The sequence below is a fragment of the Arthrobacter nitrophenolicus genome (genome assembly GCF_000332815.1).
In the GTDB taxonomy this organism is placed as follows: Bacteria; Actinomycetota; Actinomycetes; order Actinomycetales; family Micrococcaceae; genus Arthrobacter; species Arthrobacter nitrophenolicus.
Window position 1 is genome coordinate 24,112 of record NZ_AOFD01000041.1, and the last position, 17,031, is coordinate 41,142.

Consider the following 17,031-nt stretch of genomic DNA (forward strand, 5'->3'; position numbering starts at 1 on the left):
CGTCCGCAGGCCGTCCACGAAGCCGATTGCCGTCTTTCAGAACAGCCCTCAACAAACTATCCTTAGAGATACATAGTTTTTGAGTGACTGGACTTACTGCCGGACCCTCTTGGACATGCTCCCGCTCCCGCGGCTGTATGCCTGGTTTCCGTTTTTGCCAATGCCGGCAAAGCGGGAACCACTAAGGAACAACAGTCGTTAATGGTGCAGAAGTAGTGGCTGGGAACCAGCCCGGACGTTGGCCTACAAAAGGAGGTCGTGATGCCGCTGTCGGAGCACGAACAGAAGCTGCTTGAGCAGCTTGAGAAGCAGCTTCACGAGGATGACCCGAAGTTCGCGAATTCCATGGGGTCCGACCCCGGACGGTCCTGGTCCACGCGGCATGTGGTGATCGGCGTCCTCTGCGCACTGGCTGGCGTCTTCCTGCTGTTGGTGGGTGTCACGCTGCAGAACATCTTCGTCGGCGTCCTGGGCTTCATCGTGATGGGCGGCGGCGTTTACTTTGCCACGATGCGAAGTTCGGCCGCGGCAAAACCTGGTTCCAAATCCGGCAGCGGAAAGTCCGGCAAACAGAGGAGCTCTTTCATGAGCAGCTTGAAGAGCGCTGGGATGAAAGGCGCAGGGGCGAGCAATAACCGCCCGGGCCCTGGCCCCTCCACTTTCCACCCCTGCGGGGGTGGGCAATTCAAAAAAGATCCCCGAAAGGGGATCTTTTTTGCTTTAAGCCTTCTTTCCAGCCCTCGGCTCCCACTGTCCCTTCATGGCTCCTGCGGGCACGTCAACAGGCGCGCCGGGCCGTGCTTCGAAAGGTGGGGACTGGGTAAAAGCCCTCCACTTTCCACCACCAGCCCAAAATCCGCGCCGTTTCGGGGTCAAGTTCCCATTACTTCCCTCGGCCTGGGCGCGTTTTGCGTTGACTGTGGGGGAAAGTGGAGTAATGTGGAGGACATAAGAGGGTGGTTGCAACATTGGGGATGTGCAGTTCCTGACAGCGGACAGGCGGTGGGCCAGTGTTTCTGGGCACGCACTCGCCACGTCTGGATGAAAAGGGACGGATCATTCTCCCCGCTAAGTTCCGCGAGGAACTTGCCAGCGGGCTGGTGCTCACGAGGGGCCAGGAACGATGCATCTACGTCTTCAGTGAGAAGGAATTTGCACGGGTCCATGAGCAGATGCGGGAGGCACCAATCTCCTCCAAGCAGGCCCGTGACTACATCCGCGTTTTTCTCTCTGGAGCCTCTGACGAGGTACCTGACAAGCAGGGGCGCGTGACTATTCCACCCGCGCTCCGGGAGTACGCAGGACTCGGCAGGGAGCTTGCCGTTATCGGGGCGGGTTCGCGGGCCGAGATCTGGGACGCCCAGGCTTGGAATGAATACCTCGCTGAGAAGGAAACTGCCTTCTCGGAAACTGATGATCCCATTCCGGGCATTCTCTGAATCCCCGGATAAGCAACAGGAGTTTCTTGGACGAGATCTCCAGCCGCCCATCGGCTGGCCAACCTGACTCACTTCCCCGGAGCCAGGCGGGCGGGTCGATAGGCGCGGATGGGGATCTGGCCCAAGAAGCGGGTACGGCGACCACCACGGCGAGAAAGGACGAGGCATGAACGAACAACCGAAGCCCACGTCCGAACGCCATGTGCCGGTCCTGCGGGACCGGTGCATCAATTTGCTGGCCCCGGGATTCGAGGCGGCCAGGCTGCGCGGCGAAACGCCCGTGGCAATAGATGCCACCCTTGGCATGGGCGGCCACTCCGAGGCGATGCTCCAGCGTTTCCCGGACCTCCACCTCATCGGCATCGACCGGGATGAGGAAGCCCTGGCCCTCGCCGGGGAGCGCCTGGCGCCCTTCGAAGCCCGCACGGACCTGGTCCACGCCGTCTACGACGAGATCCAGGACGTCCTCGAGGACCTGGGCGTGCCGGAAGTCCACGGAATCCTGATGGACCTGGGCGTTTCCTCACTGCAGCTCGACGAGCGGGAGCGCGGCTTCGCCTACTCCTTCGACGCCCCCCTTGACATGCGCATGGACACGAGCCGTGGCCAGACCGCCGCAGACGTGGTCAACAATTACAGCGAAGAAGAGCTGGTCAGGATCATCCGGAAGTGGGGCGAGGAGAAGTTCGCCGGCCGGATAGCCAACCGCATCGTCACCGCCCGGGCGGAGACACCCTTCACCACCACCGGGCAACTGGTGGACCAGATCCGTGCGGTTGTGCCGGCGGGGGCCGCGAAGTCCGGGGGACACCCGGCCAAGAGGACGTTCCAGGCCCTGCGCATCGAGGTTAACGAAGAACTCGATGTGCTGGAGCGGGCCGTCCCGGCAGCAGTCGACTCCACCGCATTGGGCGGGCGCATCGTCGTGATGTCCTACCACTCGCTGGAGGACAAGATCGTGAAGAGCGTCTTCCAGTCCCGCTCCAAATCCTCGGCGCCCCTCGGCTTTCCCGTGGAGCTCGAGGAGCACAAACCGGAACTGAAAACCCTGACCAAAGGCACCGAGGTACCTACCGCCGCCGAAATCGCCGAAAATCCGCGGGCAGCCTCAGCAAGGCTGCGTGCGGCTGAACGAATCAGAGCCAGGAGAGCTGTATGAGCACCGCTGCCGTCAAGAACTTTCCCGTCGTCTCCGGCAGTTCGGCAGCCAGCAGCAGCCTGCCTGCAGGATCACCAGGTGCCGGCCGGAAGGGCCGCACGCCGCTCTCCGTGGTCCGCAGCATGCCCCGGAAGCGCCGCGCCCCCTTCGTGGTGCTGTGCTTTGCCTTGCTTGCCGTGGCGCTGATCGCTGTCCTGGTCCTGAACATCTCGGTCTCCACTGCGCAGTACCAGCTCGTGGAGCTGCGCGCCCGGCAGAGCACCCTGACCAAGCAGAACCAGGACCTCACCCAGCAGGTGCAGAACTTCGAGGCTCCGCAGAACCTGGCCGCCAAGGCCAAGGACCTGGGCATGGTGGCGTCCACCGTCAAGGGCCAGATCGATCTGTCCACCCTGTCCGTGACGGGCAAGGCGACACCGGCAGTTAAGGGCGGCTCCGAGGGTGCAGTCATCCCTGCCCCGGCCGTCGCCGGCCAGCTCCTGGTGGTCCCGCCGGCAACAAAGGGGGAGCCGCTGGAGAGCCGCAAACCGGTGGAAGCGGCAGCGCCCGCAGCCCAAACGCCCGCCGCGGACGCTCCCGCCGGCCAGGCCCAGGAACAGACCCAGGCGCCGGCAGCTCCGCCCGCCCCGTCGGCACCCCCGGTTGAGCTTCATGGCGGCACGGTACCCGTGCCGCAGCAGAAGGTCCCGGGGCAGTAGCCAGGACATCCGGCAGGTAACAGGGACTAACAGCAAGGAATTCCACGGTGGCGCAGAGGACCGGCAAACCGGCAGACAAGGTACCCAACGCCACCCGGCGGCTGCGCCTGGGGCTCGGCATCATGCTGACCCTCCTGCTGGTGGTGGGCGGCAAGCTCTTCCTGGTCCAGGGACTGGATGTTGGCGGCATGGCAGCGGCCGCCCTCGACAAGCGGATGACCGAGACAGTCCTGCCGGCCGAGCGGGGAAGCATCCTGGACTCGAACGGCACCGTCCTGGCCAACAGCGTCATCCGCTACAACGTGGTGGTGGACCAGCGGGTCAACACGAAGACCGAAACCTTCAAGCGGCTCGACGAAGCCAACGAAAAGCTGGTGGACGTGTCCCGGGACCAGGGGCTCACCGAATTAGCTGCCGCCCTGGGGATGGACAAGGACGCCATCCGTGAAGCCGTGACCGGTGAACGGCCCTACTACATCGTGGCCAAGGACGTGAAGCCGGACGTTGAAGACCGCATCTCGAAACTGCAGATCCCGGGCATCGTCACGGAAGGCGTCAGCAAGCGCGTTTATCCCAACGGTTCCGTGGCCGGCGGCATTATCGGCTTCCTGAAGGACGGCAGCACCGGCCAGGCAGGCATCGAGCAGACCCAGGATGAACTTCTTCGGGGCAAGGACGGCAAGCGGCTCTTCGAGATCGGGGCGGACGGCCTGCGGATCCCGGTCGGCATGGACGAACTGACGCCGCCGCAGGACGGCAAGGACATCAAGCTCACCATCAACTCGGATCTTCAGTACTTCGCCCAGCAGGCCATCCAAAGCCAGTCGGACAAGCTCGGCGCCGAGTGGGGCAGCATCATCGTGATGGATGCCAAGACGGGGGACCTGGTGGCCATGGCGGACACCAATGCCCCGGACCCCAATGATCCCGGCAGGGTGGCCGCCAAGGACCGCGGAGTGCGGGCCGTCACGGCCGCCTACGAGCCCGGATCCGTACAGAAGATGATGACGGTTGCCGCCCTGATCGAGGAGGGAAAAGCCAGTCCGCTGGACACGTTCACCCTGGGTCCCTCCTACACCGTGGACGGCCAGACGTTCAGCGACTCCTTCGCCCACGGCACTGAGGAACGGACCCTGGCCGGCATCCTGGGCTATTCGATGAACACCGGCACGGTGATGGCCGGGCAGCGGCTCAGCAAGCAACAGCGTTACGAATGGCTGCAGAAGTTCGGTATCGGCGAGGCGCCGGACATCGGGCTTCCCGCCGAAGCGTCCGGCATCCTGACCCCCTGGGAGCAATGGGACGGCCGGCAGGAATACACGGTCCTGTTCGGGCAGGGGGTGTCCCAGTCCACCCTGCAGACGGTGCGGGCGTTCCAGTCCATTGCCAACAACGGGGTCATGCTCCAGCCGCGCCTGATCGACTCCTATGTTTCGCCCGACGGCGCGGAGGAGAAGGTGCCCGCAGCGCCCTCGCGGCGGATCGTTTCGGAAGACACGGCCGAGCAGGTCCAGGACATCCTGGAGAGCGCCGTCACCGAAGGCCAGATCAAGGATGCCGGCATTGACGGCTACCGCGTGGGGGCGAAGACGGGCACCTCGGAGTCACCGTGCGATGACGGCGCCGGCTACTGCGGCTACACGGCCTCCCTGGTGGGCATGGCCCCCATGGATGATCCGCGGTTTATTGTTGAGGTGGTACTCCAGCGGCCCAAGGGCAGCATCTACGGGATTACCAACGGGCCGGTCTTCCGGTCGGTGATGAGCCAGGCACTGCGGACCTACAACGTCCAGCCGTCCACCGGCGAGCCGGCCAGGCTGCCCCAGTTCGCCAAGTAGCATCCCGGCCTGGAGCCCGGACCAGCAGCCCGCTGATCCGGTCCCCTCTGCGCCGGCCACTTTCCACTAGCACCATCGGAGATCCCTTGTCTGAGTTCACCCCGCCCCAGGACAGCGCCGCTCCTGCCACCAATGCCCGGTTCCGGCCTTCGGCCGTGGAGGCGCTGCCGCTCGGCAGCATTGGTGACGCTGTGGGTGTCAGCGTTCCCGGACCTGATGCGGAAACATCAGTGACCGGCATCTCCCTTGACTCCCGGGCAGTGGAACCTGGCGATCTCTACGTTGCGCTTCCCGGCGCCGCCCGCCATGGCGCCGATTTCGCTGCCCAGGCGATTGAGGCGGGGACGGTGGCGGTGCTGACGGATGAGGCCGGCGCGCGGATGCTGGCATTGTCCGCAGATACGCCGGTGCCCGTGCTGGTCGTGGACGCCCCGCGCAATGTGGTGGGGCCGTTGTCGGCCCTGATCTACCGCAGCCAGTCAGGTGCCGACCGGTCCCTGCAGCTGTTCGGTGTCACCGGCACGAACGGCAAGACCACCACCACGTACTTCATCACCTCCCTGCTGGCCGCCCTTGGCAAGCGGGCCGGGCTGATCGGCACCATCGAAATCCTAGCCGGCGGCGACCCCATTCCAAGCCTGCTCACCACGCCGGAGTCGACCGACGTGCACGGGCTGCTGGCGCTGATGCGCGAACGGGGACTGGCCGCCGCTGCCATGGAGGTCTCCTCCCACGCCATCTCCTACCAGCGGGTGGACGGTCTGATGTTCGACGTCGCCGGCTTCACCAACCTCACGCAGGACCACCTCGACCTGCACCACACCATGGACGACTACTTCGCCACCAAGGCTGAGCTGTTCACGCCCGGCAGGCACGCAAGGCTGTTGTGACGGTCGACGACGAGTGGGGCCGGCGCCTTGCCGGCGCCACGGCGGTGCCGGTCACCACCCTCGGCACCGTGCCGGGGACTGCCGCGGACTGGACAGTCGCCTCGGCCTCCCCGCGCGGACTGGGCACGGAGTTCACGCTTCACGGTCCACAGGGCACCGAACTGCGCCTCCACACCGGCCTTCCCGGAAGCTTCAACGTGGCCAACGCCGCCCTCGCGGCACTCATGGTGCTCCAGTCCGGCGTGGAACCCGCGGACCTGCAGGCAGCCCTGGACGCCGCGGATCCCTTCACCGTGGCGGTCCCCGGCCGCATGCAGCTGATCTCTGGGGAACCGGCTGCGGTGGTGGACTTCGCGCACAACACCGATGCGCTGGCAAGGGCCCTGGAGGCGGTCCGTTCGCCGCAGCGGATTCCCGGCTCATCGTGGTCTTCGGCGCCACCGGGCAGCGGGACCAGGGCAAGCGGCCGGCAATGGGTGCCATCGCGGCGCGGCTTGCGGACACCGTCATCGTCACCGACGACGACCCCCACGACGAGGACGCGGCCGCCATCCGCCGGGACGTCCTGGCCGGGGCGCAGGAGGAGAAGGCCAGCGAGGGCCTGACGTGCGAACTGCTGGAGGTGTTTCCCCGTGACGAGGCGATCCGCCGGGCAGTGGAGCTTGCGCGGCCGCAGGACACCATTCTTGTTGCAGGACGCGGCCACGAGGTCTGGCAGGAAGTGAAGGGCGTCAACCTTGCCCTCGATGACCGGGTGGAACTGCGGAGCGCCTTGACAGCCAGGGGATTCAACGTTCTCCAAGACGACCGGATAGAGTCCTAGACCGAGATGATTGCATTTACTGCGGCGGAGATCGCCGAAATCACCAGCGGGCGCCTGGACGCCGATCCCGGAATCACGCCCCTTACGGTGGTTACGGATTCACGCGAAGCCACAACAGGTTCGCTTTACGTCGCAAAGCCGGGCGAGTTCGCGGACGGCCACGACTTCCTCCCGGCTGCTTTTGAAGCCGGGGCTGTCCTGGCCCTTGCCGAGCGGCCCGTGGCCGGGCCGGATGGGCTTCCATACCCCTCCATCCTGGTTCCCGACGCCGTCCTGGCAATGGGTGCGCTGGCGGCAGAGGCCGTCCGCAGGATCCGTGCGGCGAGGGCTGCAGCAGGCGGGAAACTGACAGTGGTGGGCATCACCGGCTCCGCCGGAAAGACCACCACCAAGGACCTGCTTGCCGGAATTTTCTCGGCCCACGGCAACACCGTGGCGCCTCAGGGGTCCTACAACGGCGAGGTCGGAGTGCCGCTCACCGTGTTCCGTGCGGACACCGACACCCGCTACCTGGTGATCGAGATGGGTGCCACCGGCATCGGACACATCCGCTACCTGGCTGAGATGGTCAAGCCTGACATCGGGGTTGTCCTCGGCGTCGGGACCGCGCATGCCGGCGAATTCGGGGGAGTGGAGAACATTGCCCTCGCCAAGGGCGAGATGGTAGAAGGCCTTTCCGCCGCCGGAACGGCCATCATCAACCTCGACGACGACAGGGTGGCCGCCATGCGCAGCCGCACCACGGCTAAGGTGCTCGGCTTCTCCGCCGAAGGTCGCGACGACGCCGCCGTCCAGGCCCTCAATGCGGACACCAACGCCGGCGGCAATCCGGAGTTCGACCTCCTGCTGCCGGACGGTGACGGGCCGCACCACGTCTCCAGCCGCCTCATCGGCTCCCACCACACGGGCAACCTCCTTGCAGCGGCTGCCGCGGCCTTCGCCGCAGGCATCCCCGGCGCGGACATCGCCTCCGGGCTGAGCAGCCAGACGGCCGCCAGCCGCTGGCGGATGGAACGGACCGAGCGTGCCGACGGCGTCACCGTCATCAACGACGCTACAACGCAAACCCCGAATCCATGCGGGCCGCCCTCCGGACCCTTGCCGACCTGGGGCGCGGGCGGCGCACGTGGGCCGTCCTCGGCGCCATGCTTGAACTCGGGGACGACTCCATCCGGGAACACACCGCCGTTGGCACCCAGGTGGTCCGGCTCAACATCTCCCGGCTGGTAGTGGTGGGCCGCGAAGCGCGCCCGCTTTACGTTTCCGCCGTGCAGGAAGGGTCCTGGGGGGACGAATGCATCTTCACGGAGACCGCCGAGGAAGCCTTCGAACTCCTGAACGCGGAACTCCAGCCCGGGGACCTGGTGCTGTTCAAGTCCTCCAACAGCGTGGGACTGCGCCATTTGGGCGATCGGATAGCATTACCCCCAACCCGCCAACCCGCCGATGAAAGGAGCACTCTGCTGTGATTGCACTTTTGATCGCGCCGGGCTCGCCCTGCTGTGCGCCCTGGTGGGAACACCGCTCTTTATCCGGCTCCTGGTCCGCCGCGGCTACGGCCAGTTCATCCGCGACGACGGTCCTACCTCGCACCACACCAAGCGCGGAACACCCACCATGGGCGGAACAGTCGTGGTGGCAGCAGTCCTGCTGGCCTACGGACTCACCCACCTCATCATGTTCATGATGAATCCGGACTCACCCGGTCCGTCCGCGTCGGCCCTCATCCTGCTCTTCCTGATGGTGGGAATGGGGCTCGTCGGCTTCCTTGACGACTTCATCAAGATTTCGCGGCAACGCAGCCTGGGCCTCAACGCCAAGGCTAAGCTCATCCTGCAGGCCGCGGTGGGCATCATCTTTGCCGTGCTGGCCCTCAACTTTCCGAACGAGGACGGCCTGGCGCCGGCGTCCACCAAGATCTCGCTGGTCCGGGACTTGCCCTGGCTGGACCTGGCTTTCGGCGGAACCGTCCTGGGCGCCATCCTCTTCGTGATCTGGTCCAACCTGATCGTCACGGCCGCCACCAATGGCGTCAACCTCACGGACGGCCTCGATGGGCTGGCGGCCGGTGCTTCCGTCATGGTCTTCGGCGCCTACACCCTGATGGGCATCTGGCAAAGCAACCAGGCCTGCGGTTCCCCGAGGGAAGCCGGCAGCGGCTGCTACTCCGTGCGGGACCCCCTTGACCTCGCGCTGCTGGCGGCCATCATGAGCGCGGCCCTGGTGGGCTTCCTCTGGTGGAACACTTCACCGGCCAAGATCTTCATGGGCGACACCGGATCGCTTGCCATCGGCGGCGCCATCGCCGGCTTCGCCATCCTGTCCCGGACCGAACTGCTGCTTGGAATCATCGGCGGCCTCTTCGTCCTGATCACCCTGTCCGTCATCATCCAAGTGGGCTACTTCAAGGCCACCGGAGGCAAACGCGTCTTCAAAATGGCACCGCTGCAGCACCATTTCGAACTCAAGGGCTGGGCGGAAGTGACGGTGGTGGTCCGTTTCTGGATCCTGGGCGGACTGTTCGTGGCCGTGGGCCTTGGCATCTTCTACGCTGAATGGGTTGTATTGCTGTGACCGTTTCCCCCCGCCTGCAGAACCTCGTTTCCTGGGACTCCGACTGGAGCGGCCTGCGCGTGGCCGTCACCGGCATCGGCGTTTCAGGCTTCGCTGCGGCCGACACCCTGATCGAACTGGGTGCCCGCGTGGTGGTGGTGGACGCCGCCACCACCGAGAAAGCCAAAGCCCATGCCGAGACCCTGAAGATCGTCGGCGCAGCCGATGTCCTGCTGGGGGAGGACGCAGTCACCCGGATCCCCCGGATCGACGGCGAACTTCCGGAGCTTATTGTCACCTCGCCGGGCTGGCGGCCCGACCAGGCGCTCCTCGCTGCCGCGGCCCGTGCCCACATCCCCGTCTGGGGCGACGTGGAGCTTGCCTGGCGGGTACGGACCAGGGAAGGCCGGAAGACCGCCGACTGGCTCGCCATCACCGGCACCAACGGGAAGACCACCACGGTGGGCCTCACCGAGTCGATGCTCCGCGCGGCCGGCCTCAAAGCCATCGCCGTGGGAAACGTGGGCACGCCCATCCTCGATGCCATCCGGGACCCCGTAGAGTACGACGTCTTCGCTGTCGAACTGTCCAGCTTCCAGCTGCACTGGCCGAATCGCTCTCCCCGGTGGCAAGCGTCTGCCTCAACGTCGCCGAAGACCATGTGGACTGGCATGGCTCGTACGACTCGTACCTGGCGGACAAGGCAAAGGTCTACGAGCAGACCCAAAAAGCCTGCCTGTACAACGCCGAACAGTTTGAGACCGAGCGCATGGTGGAGAACGCCGACGTCGTGGAAGGATGCCGGGCCATCGGGTTCACCACGGTCACGCCCGCCATCAGCATGCTCGGCGTGGTTGAAGGGCTCCTGGTGGACCGGGCCTTCATCGAGGAACGCAAGGACAGCGCGGCCGAGCTCGCGTCGATGAAGGACCTCGGCGCCTTCGCGCCCCGCCACATGGTGGCCAACGCCCTCGCTGCCGCCGGACTGGTCCGTGCCTACGGGGTGGATGCAGCCGCCGTGCGGCAGGGCATCCGGGACTACATCCCCGGGGACCACCGCATCCAGCCCGTGGCCCGCCACAACGGCGTGCTCTGGGTCAACGATTCCAAGGCCACCAACCCGCACGCGGCCTCGGCCTCCCTTGCCGCCTTCACCAATGTGGTCTGGATAGCGGGGGGCATGTCGAAGGGCGTCTCCTATGACGACCTGGTGCGTGAGCACGCCTCCCGGCTGAAAGCCGTGGTGCTGATCGGCAAGGACACCTCGGTCCTCACCGCCGCCCTCCAGCGACACGCGCCGGATGTCCCGGTGATCGAGGCCGTACCGGGCGACACTGAAGAAGTGCAGACTGCCGCAGCGGGTGCCGACGAATCAGGTTCCCCCTTGTCCGGGGAACAGGTAATGTCGCTGGCCGTTGCGTCCGCCGCCCGGCAGGCCGCCTCCGGCGACACCGTGCTGATGGCTCCGGCAGCTGCTTCCATGGATCAGTTCTCTTCCTATGCTCACCGTGGTGACACATTCATCGCAGCTGTCCGCGGGCTGGTGGAAGGGCAGGGACAGACCGGCGAGGAGTAAGAATGGCCAGCACGCCCACCCGGCCGCCAGCCAAACGACAGGTCCGCACGCCCGGCCCCGGCTCCTCCGCAACGTCCGCAAGCCGGCAGGCAACCCTGCCCCGCAAACTGCGGAATGCGTACCGCAGGTTCTGGTCCGCCCTCGAGGGCAACGGAACCTCCCGGAACGGCTCCACGTACTACCTCATCCTGGGCTCCACCCTTGCCCTGACGGCAATCGGGATCATGATGGTCCTTTCCGCTTCCAGCGTCGAATCCATCGCAGCAGGCAAGTCGCCTTACGGCGATGCCCTGAAGCAGGGCATGTTTGCTGCCATCGGCATCTTCACCATGTTCGTGCTTTCACGCATCAATGTGGTCTGGCTGAAGCGGCTCGCCTGGCCGGCGATCGGCATTGCCCTGGCGCTGCTGGTCCTGGTCCAGCTGGTGGGCGCCGAGGTCAACGGCAACAAGAACTGGATCGACCTGGGCGGCATCACCTTCCAGCCGTCCGAGGCGTCAAAGCTTGCTCTCGCCCTCTGGATGGCAACGGTACTGGCCATCAAGGGCCGGCTGCTGAGCCGCTGGCAGCACGTTGCCATTCCCGCCGTCCCCATGGCGGCCGCGGTTATTGTCCTGGTCCTGGTGGGCAACGACCTCGGCACCGCCATGATCATCATGATGATCACCGCTGCAGCGCTGTTCTTCGCCGGGGCGCCCCTCTACCTCTTCGGCATCGCCGGCCTGGCGGCGGCCGCCGGAACGGCCGTCATGGCCGTGACCAGCTCCAACCGGGTCTGCCGCATCACGTCCTGGTGGACCGGTGAATCCTGTGCCGACGGCATCGACGCCAACTACCAGGCAACCAACGGCCTCTACGGACTGGCCTCCGGCGGCTGGTTCGGCGTGGGACTCGGCCAGAGCCGGCAAAAGTACAGCTGGATCCCGGAAGCCCACAACGACTTCATCTTCGCCATCATCGGCGAGGAACTCGGCCTGGTGGGCACCGTCGTCGTCCTGATCCTGTTTGCGATCCTCGGCGCGGCCATCTACCGCGTGGTGGTGGCCCAGGAGGACATGTTCCACCGGGTCCTTGCCGGAACCATCATGGTGTGGCTGCTGGGCCAGGCGACCGTCAACATGGCCGTCGTCACCGGGCTGATGCCCGTCATTGGCGTGCCCTTGCCTTTCATCTCCTATGGCGGTTCGGCCCTGCTGATGTCGCTCTGCGCCGTCGGCGTGGTGCTGTCGCTGGCCCGGGAGCAGATGGCGCCCGCCATCCGCCCCAAGAAGATGCTGAAGTTCAAGGGCAGGAGCCGCGGGGCTGCTGCGAAGAAGAAGACTGCAAGAAAGCGTGCCTGATCCGAGATGACTCCGAAAACCCCCTCGATCGTCCTGGCGGGCGGCGGAACAGCCGGCCACATCAGCCCACTCCTGGCCATCGCAGCAGCGGTGCGGAGTGCCTCCCCGCATGTTGCCCTGCTCGCCGTCGGAACACCCTCCGGGATGGAAACCCGGCTTGTCCCGGCCGCAGGGGTGGAACTTGCCACCATTGACCGCGTGCCGTTCCCCCGGAGACCCTCCGTGGACCTGGTCCGGCTGCCGGGACGCCTGGCCGGGGCCGTGCGCCAGGCGGGCGCCATCCTCGACAAGGCGCAGGCGGACGTCCTGGTGGGCGTCGGCGGATACGTCTGCACCCCGATGTACCTCGCTGCCCGGAAGCGGCGCATCCCCATCGTGATCCACGAGGCGAACGCACGGCCCGGCCTGGCAAACAGGGTTGGGGCGATGCTGACAAAGCGGGTCGCGGTCGCCTTCGACGGCACGCCGCTCCCGCATGCGGTGCACGTCGGTATGCCCATGCGCACCGGGATTTCCTCCCTCGACAGGTCTGCAGCACGGCCCGCCGCCAGGGCGGCACTGGGACTTGACCCGGACAAACCCACCCTGATCGTGACCGGAGGTTCCTCAGGCGCCCAGAGCATCAACCGGACCATCGGCGGCGCAGTCGGGCAACTGGCAGCCGCCGGCATCCAGACCCTGCACATCACCGGGCGCGGCAAGTCGGTCGTGGACGACGCCGGCAAGCCGATCACGGCCGACGGCTACCGTCAGGTGGAATACGTCGACGGCATGGAGCTTGTCTACGCCGCCGCCGACGTGCTGCTGGCCCGGTCGGGAGCCGCAACTGTCTGCGAAGCAGCCGCGGTAGGAGTCCCTGCCGTCCTGGTGCCGCTGCCCATCGGCAACGGGGAACAGGCACTGAATGCCGCGGGCCTCGTGGCGGCCGGCGGCGCGCTGCTGGTTCCGGACCGGGACTTCAACGCCGGCTACGTCGCCCGGGAGCTGATACCGCTGGTCACCGACAAGGAACGGCTCGCCACCATGGCGGCCAATTCCTACCGGCTCGGCATTCGAAACGCCGACCAGCGCATGGCTGGTCTCATCCTGGAAGCGGTAACTGCATGAACCCCCACAACGCCGGCCTCGAATCCCCGGGCAGCCTGGAATCCCTCGGCAAGGTCCACTTCATCGGCGTCGGCGGCGTCGGAATGTCCGCCGTGGCGCGGATCATGGTGGCCCGCGGTGTCCCCGTCAGCGGCTCGGACGCCAAGGACCTTCCGGTCATGGCGGACCTGGCCGCGGCGGGTGCCCGCATCGCCGTCGGCTACGACGCTGCCAACCTGGGCGACGCGCAGACGGTGGTGGCCGGCTCGGCGATCCGCGCAGACAACCCGGAGCTTGCTGCCGCCAGGCAGGCAGGCCTGCCCGTGCTGCACCGCTCCGAGGCGCTTGCCGCCACCATGGGGGAGGACCTCGTGGTTACGGTTGCCGGAACCCATGGCAAGTCCACCACCACGTCCATGGTCACCGTCCTGCTGCAGGGTGCAGGGCTGGATCCCTCGTTCGCGATCGGTGCCAACGTGCCTGCCCTCGGTGTCAATGCCGCGCACGGGAACTCCGGAATCTTCGTCGCCGAGGCCGACGAGTCCGACGGTTCATTCCTGAACTACCGGCCCCGGATCGCGGTGGTCACCAACGTTGAGCCTGACCACCTGGACCACTACGGTACGGCGGAGGCGGTCTATGAATCCTTTGACCGTTTCACCGCACTGCTGCCCGCGGACGGCGTGCTGGTTGCCTGCGCCGACGACGCCGGGGCGCTGGCCCTTGCCGAAAGGACCAGGGAGCGCGGCAACACCCGCGTGGTCCTGTACGGCACCCGTGCCGGCTCGGACCTGGTACTGCACGACGACGGTCCCGGCAAGGTGTGGGTGTCCGGACCCGCGGGCCGCCACGGACTTTCGCTGCAGGTGCCGGGGCGGCACAATGCGCTGAACGCCGCCGCCGCGTTCGCCGTGGCCCTCGAACTGGGCGTTGAACCCGCCGCCGCGGCCGCTGCACTGGCTGACTTCTCCGGGGCGGCCCGGCGCTTTGAACTGAAGGGATCCGCCAGGGGCGTCCGGGTCTTCGATGACTACGCGCACCACCCCACCGAAGTCCGCGCCGCCCTGACGGCAGCGCGGTCGGTGGCAGGGGAACACAAAGTCCATGTGCTCTTCCAGCCGCACCTGTTTTCACGGACCCGGGAATTCGCCCGGGAGTTCGCCGAGGCCCTCAACCTCGCCGATACCGCCCTGGTACTGGATATCTACCCCGCCCGCGAAGACCCGATTCCCGGCGTATCCAGCCAGCTCATCGCCGACCATCTGGGCGCAGGCGGGAGGCTGGTTCCGGCGTCCGACGCTGTGGCAGCCCTCGCCGACGCGGCGAAGGAAGGCGACATCGTCCTGACGGCGGGCGCCGGTGACGTCACCGTGTACGGCCCGCTGATCGTCGAGGCACTGCGTGCCTAGCTCGCGCCGGCCCACCTACCGGCCCGCCGGAAGGACGGGGAGCACGGCCACCGGCCGCGGCGGGAAAAACACGCCGGCTTCCGGGCGGCTGGATATGGGCGGCGATGACGTTATCTCCGCATCCCGCAGCCTTCCGGAAACAGCGCCGGACAAGCCTGCCGCAGCCAAAAAACCCGCGAGGGCCGCAAAACCGGCCGGTGAGGGCAAGCTCCGTTTCCCCGGGCTCCGGAAGGACAAGCCCGCAGAGCCGGCCGGCGGGGCCCCGAACGTCCTGGCATTTCCTGAACCAAAGGGAAAGCGGCGCAAGAGGAACCTGCTCATGGTGGCAGCTGCCGTGGTGGCGCTCGTTGCCGGGCTGCTGGCGGGAGCCGTCTACTCGCCTGTGCTGGCACTGGAATCCATCTCGGTCTCCGGCACGCGGCTGCTGACCCCTGAGCAGGTGCAGGGCGCGCTGGAGCCGCTGCGGGGCAAGCCCCTGCCGCAAATCACAGACGAGGAAGTGGGGCGGCTGCTTGAGCCGCTGGTCCAGGTGAAGTCCGTCTCGGCCGAAGCGCGGCCCCCGTCGGGACTGGCCGTTGCCGTGCGGGAGCGCGTGCCCGTGGCGCTGGTCAAGCAGGGGGAGCAGTACCAATTGGTGGACGTGGAAGGCGTGCAACTGGCCGCCACTGCCGATCCCGCCTCGGTCTCCCTGCCGGTGATTGACGGTGGTGCCGGGACGATCGGCCAGGACCTGTTCCGCGCCACGGCGGCCGTCCTGGGTGCGCTGCCGGCCGATGTCCTGGCCAAGCTCAGCAATGCCTCGGCACAGTCCGTGGACGCGGTTGAGCTCAAGCTCGTGGACGGCCAGACCATCATCTGGGGGAACGCATCGGAGAAGGAACTCAAGGCTAAAGTCCTGGAGGCGCTCCTCAAGGTTCCAGCCGACCCCAAAAACCCGGTCAAGGTGTACGACGTCAGCGTGCCCCGGCACCCGGTGACGCGGTGACCGGCATTCTTTCCGGTATTAATCCGACACGCGGACCCGGTTATTGAATGTGGGAACCAGAGGAAATACCGTCACAGACATGAGTTACTTGACATAACTATAACCTTCAAGTCGAAGGTTAAGGTTTCAGGCTTCAAGCTCTCCATCAGTTTTCGCAATAAACACGAACAAGGGACACGTAACGTGGCAGCTCCGCAGAATTACTTGGCCGTCATCAAAGTCGTCGGCATCGGCGGCGGTGGCGTGAACGCAGTCAACCGCATGATCGAGGTCGGCCTCCGGGGCGTTGAATTTATCGCCATCAATACGGACGCCCAGGCCCTGCTCATGAGCGATGCCGACGTCAAGCTGGACGTTGGCCGCGAGCTGACCCGTGGCCTGGGTGCGGGAGCCAATCCCGAGGTCGGCAAGCAGGCGGCCGAGGACCACGCTGACGAGATCGAGGAAGTGCTCCGCGGCGCGGACATGGTCTTCGTCACCGCCGGCGAAGGCGGCGGCACCGGCACGGGCGGCGCACCCGTCGTCGCCCGCATCGCACGTTCACTTGGCGCGCTGACCATCGGTGTTGTCACCCGTCCCTTCACCTTCGAGGGCCGCCGCCGGGCCGGATCCGCAGAAGCGGGCATCGACGCCCTCCGCGACGAAGTGGACACGCTGATCGTGATCCCGAACGACCGCCTGCTGTCCATCAGCGACCGCAACGTCTCGGTCCTGGACGCCTTCCGCTCGGCGGACCAGGTGCTGCTCTCCGGTGTCCAGGGCATTACGGACCTCATCACCACCCCCGGGCTGATCAACCTCGACTTCGCGGACGTCAAGTCCGTCATGCAGGGCGCGGGTTCCGCCCTCATGGGCATCGGTTCCGCCCGCGGCGAGGACCGTGCCGTCAAGGCCGCGGAACTCGCCATCGCGTCCCCGCTGCTCGAAGCTTCCATCGACGGCGCCCACGGCGTGCTGCTCTCCATCCAGGGCGGCTCGGACCTCGGCCTGTTCGAAATCAACGAAGCCGCCCGCCTGGTCCAGGAAGTTGCCCACCCCGAGGCAAACATCATCTTCGGCGCCGTCATCGACGACGCCCTGGGTGACGAGGCGCGCGTCACCGTTATCGCCGCCGGGTTCGACGACGTCAAGGCGACCTCGCCGTCGATGGACCAGTCCCAGCCGCAGGCGGCTCCGCAGCGCCCGGCCGCGCCTTCCGCAGCGCCGGCCACCCGCGCAGGCGCCGTCGGCCGGGA

General features: G+C 66.5%; 10 protein-coding genes and 4 pseudogenes. All 14 read left to right on the plus strand.

What is annotated here, in order from left to right; all coding sequences use genetic code 11:
• Positions 1 to 261: 261 nt before the first annotated feature.
• Positions 262 to 635 (plus strand): annotated as a pseudogene (locus tag G205_RS21205) (DUF3040 domain-containing protein).
• Between the two features lie 375 nt (positions 636 to 1,010).
• Positions 1,011 to 1,439 carry a division/cell wall cluster transcriptional repressor MraZ gene (mraZ, locus tag G205_RS14380; RefSeq protein WP_009358613.1) on the plus strand — a complete coding sequence of 143 codons (429 nt, stop codon included), beginning with the start codon at positions 1,011 to 1,013 and terminating at the stop codon, positions 1,437 to 1,439.
• A 166-nt stretch (positions 1,440 to 1,605) separates the two neighbouring features.
• On the plus strand, positions 1,606 to 2,598 hold the full coding sequence (gene rsmH / locus G205_RS14385) for a 16S rRNA (cytosine(1402)-N(4))-methyltransferase RsmH (protein WP_009358614.1): 993 nt from the start codon (positions 1,606 to 1,608) through the stop codon (positions 2,596 to 2,598).
• Positions 2,595 to 3,296 carry a cell division protein FtsL gene (ftsL, locus tag G205_RS14390; RefSeq protein WP_009358615.1) on the plus strand — a complete coding sequence of 234 codons (702 nt, stop codon included), beginning with the start codon at positions 2,595 to 2,597 and terminating at the stop codon, positions 3,294 to 3,296. The genes rsmH and ftsL overlap by 4 nt, the downstream gene beginning before the upstream one ends.
• 47 nt (positions 3,297 to 3,343) lie before the next feature.
• A complete protein-coding gene (locus G205_RS14395; protein WP_009358616.1) occupies positions 3,344 to 5,134 on the plus strand; it encodes a peptidoglycan D,D-transpeptidase FtsI family protein in 1,791 nt (596 codons plus the stop codon).
• A gap of 86 nt (positions 5,135 to 5,220) precedes the next feature.
• Positions 5,221 to 6,847, plus strand: a pseudogene (locus G205_RS14400) (UDP-N-acetylmuramoyl-L-alanyl-D-glutamate--2,6-diaminopimelate ligase).
• A gap of 6 nt (positions 6,848 to 6,853) precedes the next feature.
• Positions 6,854 to 8,316 (plus strand): annotated as a pseudogene (locus G205_RS14405) (UDP-N-acetylmuramoyl-tripeptide--D-alanyl-D-alanine ligase).
• Positions 8,294 to 9,421: a phospho-N-acetylmuramoyl-pentapeptide-transferase gene (mraY, locus tag G205_RS14410; RefSeq protein WP_200859168.1), complete on the plus strand. Its 1,128-nt coding sequence runs from the start codon at positions 8,294 to 8,296 to the stop codon at positions 9,419 to 9,421. The pseudogene G205_RS14405 and the gene mraY overlap by 23 nt, the downstream one beginning before the upstream one ends.
• Positions 9,403 to 10,976: pseudogene (gene murD, locus G205_RS14415) on the plus strand (UDP-N-acetylmuramoyl-L-alanine--D-glutamate ligase). Before mraY ends, murD begins: the two are co-directional and overlap by 19 nt.
• Positions 10,977 to 10,978: 2 nt before the next feature.
• Positions 10,979 to 12,316 (plus strand): putative lipid II flippase FtsW, encoded by a 1,338-nt coding sequence (ftsW, locus tag G205_RS14420; RefSeq protein WP_009358618.1) that lies wholly within the window; start codon positions 10,979 to 10,981, stop codon positions 12,314 to 12,316.
• A gap of 6 nt (positions 12,317 to 12,322) precedes the next feature.
• Positions 12,323 to 13,423, plus strand: a complete 1,101-nt coding sequence (murG, locus tag G205_RS14425) for an undecaprenyldiphospho-muramoylpentapeptide beta-N-acetylglucosaminyltransferase (protein WP_009358619.1) — start codon at positions 12,323 to 12,325, stop codon at positions 13,421 to 13,423.
• Positions 13,420 to 14,811 carry a UDP-N-acetylmuramate--L-alanine ligase gene (gene murC / locus G205_RS14430; protein ID WP_009358620.1) on the plus strand — a complete coding sequence of 464 codons (1,392 nt, stop codon included), beginning with the start codon at positions 13,420 to 13,422 and terminating at the stop codon, positions 14,809 to 14,811. The genes murG and murC overlap by 4 nt, the downstream gene beginning before the upstream one ends.
• A complete protein-coding gene (locus G205_RS14435) occupies positions 14,804 to 15,796 on the plus strand; it encodes a cell division protein FtsQ/DivIB (RefSeq protein WP_035753189.1) in 993 nt (330 codons plus the stop codon). The genes murC and G205_RS14435 overlap by 8 nt, the downstream gene beginning before the upstream one ends.
• A 183-nt stretch (positions 15,797 to 15,979) precedes the next feature.
• A partial coding sequence (gene ftsZ, locus G205_RS14440) for a cell division protein FtsZ (protein ID WP_009358622.1) occupies positions 15,980 to 17,031 on the plus strand: 1,052 nt, incomplete at its 3' end.